The 12,522-nt window shown below is 34.8% G+C and carries 12 protein-coding genes; 7 read left to right on the plus strand and 5 right to left on the minus strand.

Going from position 1 to position 12,522, the window contains the following annotated elements; genetic code table 11:
- Nucleotides 1-64: 64 nt before the first annotated feature.
- Nucleotides 65-2,887 carry a beta-galactosidase GalA gene (gene galA, locus ASD98_RS14830; RefSeq protein WP_056205860.1) on the minus strand — a complete coding sequence of 941 codons (2,823 nt, stop codon included), beginning with the start codon at nt 2,885-2,887 and terminating at the stop codon, nt 65-67.
- A 212-nt stretch (nt 2,888-3,099) separates the two neighbouring features.
- Here galA and ASD98_RS14835 point away from each other — a divergent pair, with 212 nt between their 5' ends.
- The 5 genes from ASD98_RS14835 (at nt 3,100) to ASD98_RS14855 (ending at nt 7,381) form a co-directional block, all read left to right on the plus strand.
- The gene (locus ASD98_RS14835; protein ID WP_056205861.1) at nt 3,100-3,483 is read left to right on the plus strand and encodes a hypothetical protein; all 384 of its coding nucleotides are present in this window, start codon (nt 3,100-3,102) and stop codon (nt 3,481-3,483) included.
- Nucleotides 3,484-3,499: 16 nt separating this feature from the next.
- Nucleotides 3,500-4,366, plus strand: coding sequence for a chromate resistance protein ChrB domain-containing protein (locus ASD98_RS14840; protein ID WP_056205862.1), 867 nt, complete (start codon nt 3,500-3,502; stop codon nt 4,364-4,366).
- Between the two features lie 55 nt (nt 4,367-4,421).
- Nucleotides 4,422-4,922 carry a hypothetical protein gene (locus tag ASD98_RS14845; protein ID WP_056205863.1) on the plus strand — a complete coding sequence of 167 codons (501 nt, stop codon included), beginning with the start codon at nt 4,422-4,424 and terminating at the stop codon, nt 4,920-4,922.
- Between the two features lie 155 nt (nt 4,923-5,077).
- On the plus strand, nt 5,078-6,484 hold the full coding sequence (lpdA, locus tag ASD98_RS14850; RefSeq protein ID WP_056205864.1) for a dihydrolipoyl dehydrogenase: 1,407 nt from the start codon (nt 5,078-5,080) through the stop codon (nt 6,482-6,484).
- Between the two features lie 144 nt (nt 6,485-6,628).
- On the plus strand, nt 6,629-7,381 hold the full coding sequence (locus tag ASD98_RS14855) for an SDR family oxidoreductase (RefSeq protein WP_056205865.1): 753 nt from the start codon (nt 6,629-6,631) through the stop codon (nt 7,379-7,381).
- Nucleotides 7,382-7,481: 100 nt separating this feature from the next.
- On the opposite strand, the gene ASD98_RS24135 is transcribed toward ASD98_RS14855, so the two are convergent.
- Both ASD98_RS24135 and ASD98_RS14865 read right to left on the minus strand, forming a co-directional pair.
- Nucleotides 7,482-7,967: a hypothetical protein gene (locus tag ASD98_RS24135; RefSeq protein WP_199866305.1), complete on the minus strand. Its 486-nt coding sequence runs from the start codon at nt 7,965-7,967 to the stop codon at nt 7,482-7,484.
- Nucleotides 7,964-8,455, minus strand: a complete 492-nt coding sequence (locus ASD98_RS14865) for a TlpA disulfide reductase family protein (RefSeq protein WP_056205867.1) — start codon at nt 8,453-8,455, stop codon at nt 7,964-7,966. The genes ASD98_RS24135 and ASD98_RS14865 overlap by 4 nt, the downstream gene beginning before the upstream one ends.
- A gap of 382 nt (nt 8,456-8,837) precedes the next feature.
- On the opposite strand from ASD98_RS14865, the gene ASD98_RS14870 reads away from it, so the two are divergent.
- Nucleotides 8,838-9,140: a helix-turn-helix transcriptional regulator gene (locus tag ASD98_RS14870; protein WP_056205868.1), complete on the plus strand. Its 303-nt coding sequence runs from the start codon at nt 8,838-8,840 to the stop codon at nt 9,138-9,140.
- 7 nt (nt 9,141-9,147) lie between these two features.
- Nucleotides 9,148-10,254 carry an NADH:flavin oxidoreductase gene (locus ASD98_RS14875; protein WP_056205869.1) on the plus strand — a complete coding sequence of 369 codons (1,107 nt, stop codon included), beginning with the start codon at nt 9,148-9,150 and terminating at the stop codon, nt 10,252-10,254.
- A 342-nt stretch (nt 10,255-10,596) separates the two neighbouring features.
- On the opposite strand, the gene ASD98_RS14880 is transcribed toward ASD98_RS14875, so the two are convergent.
- Nucleotides 10,597-11,724 (minus strand): acyltransferase, encoded by a 1,128-nt coding sequence (locus ASD98_RS14880; RefSeq protein WP_056205870.1) that lies wholly within the window; start codon nt 11,722-11,724, stop codon nt 10,597-10,599.
- 90 nt (nt 11,725-11,814) lie between these two features.
- Nucleotides 11,815-12,462: a DUF1349 domain-containing protein gene (locus tag ASD98_RS14885; protein ID WP_056205871.1), complete on the minus strand. Its 648-nt coding sequence runs from the start codon at nt 12,460-12,462 to the stop codon at nt 11,815-11,817.
- Nucleotides 12,463-12,522 lie beyond the last annotated feature (60 nt).

The following is a 12,522-nucleotide window of genomic DNA, read 5'->3' on the forward strand; positions in this document are numbered from 1 at the left end:
TGGATTATTATGAAAAGTAAAAATCTTTATAAATCTGCTTAAATCTGCAAAATCTGCGTGAAACTTATTTCAAATTCAAATTTCCTGCTCTTAATTCTTTCGCGGAAGCAGATAAAATAACTTCTTTCGCATTTTCATCCTTTTGGATTATGATTTGTGCATAGCCATTAAAAAGTTTTCTTTTCCAAGGTTCAGTTGGCGTTACAACCTGAATAATTCCCGGATCTGTATTCATTACGTCCCAGTCTTTTATTTTTTGTAATGGAGTCACTGCGATATAAATTGTATTTTTACCTTCTTTTAAAATGGCCGAATCTAAAATATACTTTTGAGAATCCTCCGTACTTGCATTCACTTTCTTTCCATTAATAAAAACTACTGTTTCTATTCCTATTTTCTTGTAAAAGAAACTCACAACATTTGAAGCCAAATTGTTTTTGAGATCAAATTCACCTCTATAAATGTAAGATGGTGCTTGGTTTTTATAATCCCGATCTTTAAAAGCTGTTTTCCAATCGTTTTCGGGATAATTTGGCAATTCATGAGGCAAAGTTGCTGTAGTTGTTTTTTGCTCCTGAAAATTAGTTATTTGAACTAATGAAGTATCATCCAAAAATTGCTCTTTTTCTAAAGAAGTCGGATCACCATTTCCTACTCCCAAAATCTTTCCTCCTTTTATCGAAAAAGTAATTTCATTATTTGCCGTTGGAACATGCAGCCCATTTTTATCTGTAACCTCAACCGTAACAACCGTAGTTTTTGAATTTGGGACATTTTCTTTATCTACAGAAAGTTTAATATTTTCAGCTTTTCCGGTCGTTTTCTGAGTTTCTGTTAATACTTTTTTTCCATTTTTGTATCCAATCGCTTCCAGAGTTCCGGGTATGTAATTCACTTTCCATTCTAAATGGCTGTTTTGTTCCATTTTCTTTTTGCCGAGACTTTTTTTGTTTAAGAAAAGTTCTACTTCATCACAATTAGAATGCACCCATACATCAATTTCTTGGCCTTCCATTCCACTCCAGTTCCAATGTGGCATAATATGCAAAACCGGCTGCGTTCCCCACCACGATTTTAAATAAAACACATTATCTTTCGGAAAACCGCAAACATCCATCATTCCAAAATACGAAGTTACTGATGGCCAGCCATAAGGCGTTGGCTCTCCGCGATAATCAAAACCTGTCCAAATGAATATTCCGGCCAAGTAAGGCCTTTCAGCATAAAACTTCCAGCCTTCTTCAATACTGTAAAAACTTGGGCCTGGTTTTCTGTCGTAGGCACTTTGATAATGTTTGGCATCATCTGTAAAATAAATTCCTCGCGTTGCAAAAGTCGAACCTTCCTCCGTTCCCATTCCGGGTTGGTTTTTAAACTGATTTCTATGTGCATCGATATCGCCGTTTCCAAGATAATTATAACCCATAATTTCTACTACAGACGAAATTCCGCTTTTAAATCCGCTGCTGATTCCGACTGTTACAGGTCTTGTTGGGTCGATGCTTTTTGCAAAATTCTGCATGATATTCGTAATACGTTCACCCACAATATTACCTTCAATATTCCATTCTTCATTTCCAACCGACCAGCAAAAAATGCTCGGATGATTTCGGTCGCGCTCCATCATTCGTTTTAAATCATTCAAATGATAATCGTTGATTCCCATTAAACGTGTTTCATCAATTACGAGCATTCCCAATTCATCGCAGGCTTTCAGTAATTCAGGCGTTGGCGGATGATGTGAACAGCGATAGGCATTCGCCCCCATTTCTTTCAGTTTTTTAATTCGGTAATACTGAATTTCATCTGGCAATGCCGTTCCTATTCCCGCATGATCCTGATGATTGTTTGTTCCTTTTAATTTTAAAGATTTTCCGTTAAGAAAAAAACCATTTTCAGGATCAAACTCCATAGTTCGAATTCCAAAATTGGTTTCATAATAATCAATTATTTTTCCGTTTTGTTTAATCTGGGTAACCAAACGATATAAATTTGGCGAATCAATACTCCACAAAAGCGGATTTTCAACATATAATTTGGAACTATGCGTAATTGTTTTGTAAAATTCAGGAGCTAATATATTTTCAGAAAAATTTGCAATTTGTTTATTTTCAGCATTAAAAATAGTCTGAACAATTTCAATCGATCCTTTATAATTTCCTTTATTTTCAATCGAAACATCGGCAATAACATCAGCTCCGTCATTTTTAAGTTCAGAAATTATATAAGTTCCGTTTTCTGTAATATGAACCGGATTTGTTTTCTGTAAATAGACATGCCTGTAAATCCCCGCGCCTTCATAAAACCAGCCTTCTTCCATTGATGCATCGGCACGAACAACAATTGTGTTTTCTCCGCCATAATTAACATAAGCCGTTACATCATATTCAAATCCGTTATAACCGCTTTGTTCTGTTCCCAGATAATAGCCGTTAAAAAATACTTTTGAATTTCTAAAAACGCCGTCAAATTTCAGGCTGATAATTTTTCCATTATCGGTTTCCGGAATATTGATTTTCTTTCGGTACCAGCCAATACTTTTTTCAGGAAACCCTTTTCCTGCCGTTTTAAATCCGTGGCTGAAACTTCCTTTTTTACTAAACTCCTGTTCGACAGCCCAATCGTGTGGTAAATCTAATTTTCTCCACGCACGGTCATCAAAATCTTTTGCTGCCGGGCCATCGCCGAAACCCGTTTTTGTTAAGTATGAAAAATATCCTGCTGCATGCCCAAAATCCTTTTCTGTATCGTATAAATGACCAAACAAAAAACGCCAGTCTTTATCAATTAAAATCGATTCTCTTTCTGGTTTATTTTGGGCGAATGCCAAACAGGAAAGTAAAAAACTGACAGACAGAAAAATTCTTTTAAGGGAAATAATTTTCATAAAACGTGGTTTGGTAAAGTTAGAACGATAAAATTATGGCATAAAAATGACTTAATTTAATAGTATTTTATCAAAAGATATACAATAAGTTCTGATAACCTGCCTGAAAATGGTGATTAAAAAATTTAGAATCATTCTATTGGCGATACTTTCTAAAATAATTTTGATTTGATGTAATTTTATATAAAATTTAAAAAAAAACAGAGATAATTATGAGTGTTATTAAAGATGAAAAAAAGCTTCTTAGCACCATTAAACGTATCGATGAAAAAATCGATAAGAATAATGATCAAAAGATATTGGCCTTTTTTGAATCTCTTGGATTAACAGAAAGAGATGATGTTCCCAAAAATTTTCTGGATTGGGATACGATTCTTATTGTCGTACCCGACCGCCACATTTCGCATGAATTGAAATATTATAAATATTCAATATCAAGACTTTTCTTTGTAACAAATCCGCATGCCGATCAAATTCATATTTATGATTTCGACGAATGGAAAAGTGTAACCCGAAATAAAACGCAATTTCAGATTAGAGAATTGATGAAAACGAGTTTTGGCGGTGTAAAGAAAACTGCTTCAGAAAATGATTAATTTTTAGCTTTACTAAATGAAATGGATCACGCGCGAAAGGCCTAAAATTGACAGAATCGCCTGCCCATGGTTAATAAAGAATTTTGTTGATGCGGATGCCGAATTTATTTATGTTCCGTTTAGTGAAGTTTTAGAGAAAGCGAAAGAATTAAATGCGATTCCGTTTGATATCCCGGAAGTAGAATTTACGCATTATAATGAAGAATGTACTTTTGATTACATTATAAAAAAATATCAAATTGCCGATCCTGCGGTTTTAATTATGGCAAAAATTGTTCGTGGCGCCGATACCGACCGCCACGATCTTGCAAAAGAAGCCGCCGGACTCTGGGCAATTTCTGCCGGGCTCTCGCACAATATTACAAACGATGCCGAATTATTAGAAACCGGATTAAAACTCTACGATGCATTATACAGCTGGGCAAAGCACTTGCATAAGCAAAATCATCTGCAAAATAGTCCGTTCGAAAATTTACTTCACGAAGTTTACAATAAGTTTTTAATTGAGAAAAAAAGCAGTCAAAAAACGCCTTTATGGGTTAAAGAATTAAAAAATATAATTCAGGATCAAATAGATACGCAGTTTACTTTTGATTTAAAGAAAATATCCAATGATTTAGAACTAAATCCGTCCTATTTATCAAGAGAGTTTTCTAAATATTTTGAAGATTTAAATTTTGGCGAATATGTTCGAAAACTGCGCATTGAAAAAGCCATAAATCTAATTCAAAATTCGACTTATACCTTAACTGAAATTGCCTACATGACAGGATTCTCAGATCAAAGTCATTTTACAAGGATATTTAAACTTCAAACAGGTAAAAATCCTTCTTCTTATAGAAAAAACACCTTAAAAAGTAATTCAGATACAAAAGGTAAATAGCATTCTATTTCTAGATTTACATTGCAGTTAGTTTTGTTTAATTAACAAAACTATCATGATTTCATTCAGGCACATTTTCGTAATCGCTTTATTCTCTTTAAGTTTTAATGCATTTTCCCAAACTACCTATCCAAAAATTACGGGTTATTTTGGAATTATGCACCCTATTACAACTTTTAGCAATGAACAAACAAGTGTGAATTTTAGAGATTACTATGCAGTAGGTTTTCCTACCGGAATCAATATTTGGAAGAGTCAAAAAATAGGTTTTTCTTTTGAAGTTGTTCCCAATATCAGAGTGCAGGGAGACAGCGATAAAGTGACTAATTTATTATTTCATCCCGGCGTTTTAGTCGCCCTTGGAAACGGATACACTTTCGCCGGAAGAGCCGCTTTTGAAAGCAGCGGCAGATATGGTATAACTCCTGTGATTAATAAAACGGTTATCAAAAGCGATAATTGCAGTTATTTTGTGGCTGTTCCGCTGCCTGTTCGTTTTGGTAATGATCATCCAGCCTCTTTTACAGTTGGTTTTCAATTTGGAATTGCTTTTTAAATATCACGAATTCAACTTTTTAAATAACGAAATACAGCAAATTATTTTTCAGAATACTTTTAAATCATTAAATTTCAACAACTTAAACAAAGGCATATGGATTGCTTATTGGTTAAAGTCTAAAATGTTCTTTTAATTATTTAAAAAATTCATTTATGGAAACAAAATTTGATATCGTTGTTATTGGTTCTGGTCCTGGCGGTTATGCATCGGCAATTCGCTGTTCGCAATTAGGCTACAAAACTGCTCTTGTAGAAAAATATAAAGCTTTAGGAGGAACCTGTACGAATGTTGGCTGCATCCCCACAAAAGCATTACTTGACAGTACAGAACATTATCATACTGCCGAAACCAAATTTGCAACACACGGAATTCTAACCGGAAAATTAAGCTTAGATTTCAAACAGTTAATTAAAAGAAAAGGCGAAGTCGTGGAGCAGAATATTGCCGGGCTTAATTTTTTAATGAAGAAAAACAAAATCGAGGTTTTTGAAGGAATTGGCTCTTTTTTAAATAATTCTGAAATAAGCGTGAAACATAACGATGGCAATTCAACTAAAATTACTTCAACTTATTTTATTATTGCAACAGGCTCAAAACCAGCAACGATTCCGGGAGTTGAAATCGATAAAAACCGAATTATAACTTCAACAGAAGCACTTTCATTACCAGAAAAACCAAAAAGCATCGTGATTATTGGCGGAGGCGTAATTGGCGTAGAAATGGCTTCTATTTATGCCAGAATTGGTGTTGAGATCACAATAATAGAATATTTTGACAGCCTGATCCCAACAATGGACAAAGATCTCGGAAAAGAACTCAAAAAGATTTTCACCAAACAAAATATCAAGATTTTATTAAGCCATAAAGTACAATCGGCCAAAAATAATGGGAAGAATGCAACGGTCAGCTTTTTGGATGCTTCCAATAATCCGCAAGAAATTACTGCCGATTATTGTTTAGTTGCCGTTGGAAGAAAACCCTATACTGAAGGTTTAGGTTTAGAAAATACCAATATCGAAGTCGACTCAAAAGGCCGAATTGTTACAAATGAAAAACTGCAGACTAAAGCCGAAAACATTTACGCTATTGGCGATGTTGTCGCCGGAGCAATGCTGGCGCACAAAGCAGAAGAGGAAGGAATTTTTGTTGCCGAAACCATAAACGGACAAAAACCGCATATTAATTACAAATTAATTCCGGGCGTTGTTTATACCTGGCCAGAAGTAGCTTCCGTTGGTTATACCGAAGAAGAATTAAAAGAAAAAGGTATTGAATATCGTGTTGGAAAATTTCCGTTCTCAGCCAGCGCAAGAGCAAGAGCTGCCATGGAAAAAGATGGTTTTTCTAAAATTCTGTCTGATCCAAAATACGGTGAACTTTTAGGAATGCATGTCATCGGCCCGCGAGCCGCAGATTTGATCGCTCAAGGTGTCATCGGAATGGAATATGAAGTTACCGATGAAGATATGTTCAGAATTTCATATGCTCATCCAACCTATTCTGAAACTTTAAAAGAAGCGTATATGATTGCTTCCGGTCAGGGAGCTATTAATATTTAGTGGGTTGATTTGTTTCAGGTTTTCTTTGTTTCAGGTTTCAAGTTCTTTTCGAAGATTAATCTTTGTCAGATTTTGAAACTTTGACAAAGATCTGCCAGCTTGAAACAAAGAAAACTTGAAACCTGAAACAAAAAAATAAACCCTATGAAAACATCAAACAACACCATTCTTATTACTGGCGGAGGATCAGGAATTGGATACGAAATGGCCAAATTATTTTCAGAAGATAACAAGGTAATTATTACGGGAAGAAATCCTGAAAAACTCCGTAAAGCAGCTTCAAGCTTAAAAAACGTAAGTGCTATTGTCTCTGATATTAATAACGAAGAAGATGTAGCCAAACTAACAGAACAGCTCAACAAAGATTTTCCAACATTGAACATTGTGATCAATAATGCCGGTCTGGCCAATTATTACAAACTTACAGATGACAATGCAAATGCATTTGAAAAAGCCAGCGCAGAAATTTTAACCAATTATCTTTCTATTGTAAGATTAACTGAAAAACTTTTGCCTTTACTTCAAAAACAAACCGAAGCAGCTTTTGTAAATGTGTCTTCAATCACTGCTTTTTCACCAGGAATTGGCCTTCCGGGTTATGCGGTTAGTAAAGCAGCGCTGCATTCGTATTCGCAAGTATTAAGAATTTCACTTGAAAAACACGAAAAACGACCAATTGTAAAGGTTTTTGAATTGATGCCGCCTTTAGTTAATACCGAATTCTCTAAAGAAATTGGCGGAGAAAGCGGAATAAGCCCGACTGATGTGGCTTTAGACCTCAAAAAAGCTTTTGAAACTGAAACATACGAAATTCACGTTGGAGGAACTTCCGATTTTTATAAACTATATTTATCTTCTCCAGAAAATGCTTTGCAGGCAATAAATTCGAGACATTAAGTTTTGTTTCAGGTTTTCTTTGTTCAGGTTTCAAGTTTTTTTTAGCGATTAATCTTTGTCTAAGTTTGGAACTTTAACAAAGATCGAGATTACAATATTCTTATTCGATTTCAAAAATTCTGATAAATTTTTGCTCTAATTTTTTCCTCTTTCTTTCTTCTTTCCATCTTGAATAGAAAATGACAATAAGAAGAAACAAACTCACAATTGTAGTGGCTCGCCTAAGGCCTCTTCCAAAGAAAAGAAAAAATATATTAATGAATATTAGAAAAAACACTGGAGAGAATTTTGTCCAAAGCAACTGAAACTTGCTATTTTCTTCAACAACGTAATTCACATTAACCCTATTGTCAATATTCTTGTAATTTCCTCTCACAATAAAAATTGTGGGAGATGTCGCTGAATTTATAGTTAACCGAAAACTTTTATCATCAAAAAGTCCATAAAAAGGTTTTAGGCCGCCAAATATTGGAAATAGTCTAAAGTGACTTAAGTTCACTTTTAAAGAACCAATTTCGATATTATTTTGCAATCTTATACGGAAGTCTGATAAAGAAAGATTTGATTCCTTTTTATTAGGCATCACGGCGTCAACAAACTATTAACCATATCTTCTAAAGCTTTTCCGTGAATATTCTTTGCCAGAATAATTCCATTTTTATCTATTAAAAAATTCAAGGGAACAGACTGAAGCATATAATCTCCAATAACCGGAGATTTCCAATATTTTAAATCGCTTACTTGTATCCAAGGCAGTTTTCCTTTTGCAATTGCTCCTAGCCATAATGGCTTTTTAGTATCCATAGAAACGCTGTAAATTGAAAACTTATCAGGATAAGCATTGTATAATTTTAATAAAGTCGGCTGTTCTTTAATGCATGGTCCACACCAAGATGCCCAAAAGTCAACTAAAGTTAATGAACCTCTTAAAGAAGAAAGTACTACATTGTTTCCTTTTGTATCAGGAAGATCGATTTCTGGTGCTATATCTCCAATATCTGTACCTACAACCTGCGCTTTTGAACTGGTTATTACACAACATAAGAATCCTAAAATAAGTAGAGTTTTTTTCATAGTTTATTAAGTTTATTGTTTTGGGGAATGTTTTTTAATCTCGCAAAGTCACAGAGTCGCAAAGTTTTTTTTAGTTTTTTTTAGTCTTTTCTATGAATTGCCTCCAGCTTTAGCTGGAGGTTTATAAAAATTAGCTTGAAAGGCTTTAGCCAAAAAAATAAAGTTTGGCTAAAGCCCTTATCTCACCTTTCTTAATATCTCCAGCTAAAGCTGGAGGCAATTAAAAAAAACTTTGCGACTTCGCGTCTTTGCGAGATTAATGCATCAGCAAATATAATTTTTCTTTCCTAAATTCTTCATCATTTTACCTACTCCATCATAAAATTTTCATAAAAATATTTCTTTAAATTGATATATCGGGAAAAGTCGATATATTTGCTGCATGGAAAATATAGAAATTTTTAAGGCACTCTCTAATAAATCCAGACTGCAAATGCTGGAATGGCTTAAGGAACCCGAAATTAACTTTCCCAGCCAGCTGGAACATGGCGGATTTGAACACGGAGTCTGCGTGGGACAAATTCAGGCCAAAGCCGGTTTGACACAATCAACAGTATCTGAATATCTGTCTATTTTACAACGCGCCGGATTCATCGAAGCCACACGTGTTGGACAATGGACTTACTATAAACGCAACGAAGGTGCCTTTGAAGCACTCAGTAAATTAATTCAATCTAATTTGTAAATTACTTATGAGTACAAACAACCTGTTTTCGCCGTTTAACTTAAAAACGTTAAACCTTAAAAACCGAATCGTAATGGCGCCAATGACGCGCTCTTTTTCTCCAAACGGAGTTCCAACTGATGATGTAGCTGCTTACTACCAAAAAAGAGCTGAAGGCGAAGTTGGTTTAATATTATCTGAAGGAACTGTAATTAACAGACCTTCATCATCAAATGATGCTAATGTACCGCATTTTCACGGTGAAGCTTCTTTAAACGGATGGAAAAAAGTTATTGATGAAGTTCATGCTGCAGGCGGAAAAATGGGCCCGCAGATCTGGCATATGGGAATTATGGATAATCACCATTTAGGATGGGTCCCGCCAGTTCCTTTTGAAGGCCCTTCCGGATTAAACAGACCTGATTTTAGAAATGGTATTACCATGACTGAAAAAGATATTGAAGATACCATAATTGCTTTTGGTCAAGCCGCAGCTGATGCTAAAAGATTAGGTTTTGATACTGTTGAAATTCACGGCGCACACGGTTATTTAATTGACCAGTTTTTTAGAGCCGAAACGAATTTACGTACTGATATTTACGGTGGAAAAACTTTACCGGAACGTAATCGTTTTGCTATCGAAGTGATAAAAGAAGTTAGAAAACAAGTAGGTAATGATTTTGCCGTTATTATGCGTTTTTCTCAATTTAAACCTTCTGATTACAATTATAAACTGGCTAAAAATCCGCAGGAATTAGAAGCTTGGCTTACTCCTCTTGTTGATGCCGGAGTTGATATTATACACGCTTCGCAACGCAGATTCTGGGAACCAGAGTTTGAAGATTCTGATTTGAATTTTGCAGGATGGGCTAAAAAAGTTACCGGAGCTCCAACTATTACAGTTGGTTCTGTTGGTCTTTCGGGAGATTTCTTTGGTGCTTTTGCCGGTGAAAGTTCTCAGCCAACTTCTTTAGAAGAATTAAACAGACGTTTCGACAGAGGCGATTTTGATTTGGTTGCCGTTGGAAGACCTTTGTTATCTGACCCAAATTGGACTGCTAAAATTAAAGCCGGAAAAACGGATCAATTAAAAGGTTTCAGCAAAGAAGCTTTAGGAGCATTAGTTTTAGAATAAGTTTTTTTAAGGTTCATAGTTACAAAAGTTCAAAGGGACATAGCTTTTCCTTTGGATTAAATATACAAAAAGGATGAAACTATAAAGTTTCATCCTTTTTTATTTTCTTTTACCTCAACAATTATCCGTTATCAATATCCGTAGAAACGCACAGCAGTGCGTATACGCAAGGTTATGTAATCAAATATAATTTACAAAATAGAAAGGGATGAAACTTATAGTTTCATCCCTTTTTTTGAATATCTATAACTAACAAAATTAGAAATTCAATATTTTCTAGGTTCAGAGAAACAAAGGTTCAAATGGACAAAGTTTTTCCTTTGAGCCTCTGTACCTTTGAACCTAACTTAAAACTTTTCTTTTTTGAAACTTATTCTGAAGCCAGTTACGAACTGGTTCATCGTATAATTTTAAACAAACGAAAGCCAAAACAATACTTGCTGCCAGAAGTGCAATTCCTGGAAGGAATCCGTCTTCTAGAGAAACTTTATTGTTTACAACCCAAGCTGTATACCAATAAATTAGTGGATAATGTGTAATGTAAATTGGATATGAGATATCGCCTAAAAGCTTGCATATTTTTGCCGAGAAAGCGCTTTTAATTTGTCCGCCCGCTCCTATTGCAACGATAAGCGGGAAGATTAAAATGATAACGAAAGATTCGTATAAACCATTCATCCATAAAGTATTTTCGTCTCCAAATCTTGGCAATGCCAAAACAGTTGTGATTAAAATACTGCAAACCCAAAATGCACCTTTTATATGGATTAATTTTCCTAAACGAGAAAGTAAAACTCCGGCAAAAAACGGATACAATAATCGGGTAAAACCAACATTCATTTGTTCCAGATTTAATGACCAGCCGCCTATTACATCTCCCTTTGGTCCAAAAACAGTATAGTTAATTAGCAGTCCGGCAAATATCAGCACAAAAACTGACAGCACTTTATTCGAAAATCTGCGAAAAATTAGGGCGTACAAGATGTTTGCGATATATTCGAAAAAAAGTGACCATGCCGGACCATCTAAAGGATGCATTTCACCCCAGCCTCTAATTTCCATAGAAGGCGGAATTGGCAGTAAGGTGAAACCAATAAACATTGTTAGAATTAATTTCCACACTGGCATTCCTGCAATTTGTGGAAACAATATATCTGAGGCCTGAAAATAATAAAATATAGCACCAATAATCATTCCCATAATCACCATGGGCTGTAAGCGAATTAATCGGCGTTTGTAGAATTCCCATTGCGTCATTTTCCCCCAACGGTCGTCATAAGCATAAGCCACAACAAATCCTGATAGAAGAAAAAAGAAATCAACAGCTAAATATCCGTGATTGATAATCTGTATAAAACGATTTCCTCCACTAAAGGTTTCAAAAATGTGAAAAATAACAACTAAAATAGCCGCAACTCCTCGCAAACCATCTAAGATTTCGTAATGTTTTTTTGGTGTAATATCATTCATAATAATGGTTAATTTATAATTGTGGAATGGTGAATGGTTAATTATTGGTGGTTATCGGTGAATTAATTTATAATTCACCATCAACAATTATTACTGATGATTTTTCAGCCACTCTAATCTTCTCTGATCCGGTAAATGTTTTACTGAGAAGTTTTCGAATTTAGCTTCAAAACCTTTTCCGTCCGGCGAAGCGGCCATTAGTCCAACCATTACAGGTGTATTGTCTTGTAAAGGAGCATTTCTCGTCATTATATAATTTTTATCATCAAAAGAATAAAATACCTCAACAGCATCTAATCTTCTAACGGCTTTAATCCAGATAAACGGCGGCGCTTTTTCAAGAGTGGTTACGCTCCAATCGCTTTTATCGTGCGTTACAACGGTGCTGATATTAAATTTTCCATCAACAAATTCTACTCCGGTTTTGATATAATTTTTTTCATCAACACGAATCATTAATCCCATTTGATCAAAACGGGCGATATAATTTCCGGTGATTTTAACTTTCACTTCAAATTCTCCGCCGTAAGTTGCGTAATAAAAAGGAGCGTCATCAACCGTGAATCCGTAGTGAGAAATTCTCCAGTAATCGCTGTTTGCCGTTACATTCATGATTAATGCATTGTTTTTAATTTCCCATTTTTCAGGTTCATTAAACCACTGCATTTTATCCAGGCTTTGCGCCGAAAGGTTTTGGAACAAAGTAAAAACTGCTGTAAATAGTAATATTCGTTTCATTTTATAATTTTATGAGATTAAAATACTTAAACTTCTAACATTTTACATTTCACATTTCAC

This window comes from Flavobacterium sp. Root186, from assembly GCF_001428525.1.
In the GTDB taxonomy this organism is placed as follows: Bacteria; Bacteroidota; Bacteroidia; order Flavobacteriales; family Flavobacteriaceae; genus Flavobacterium.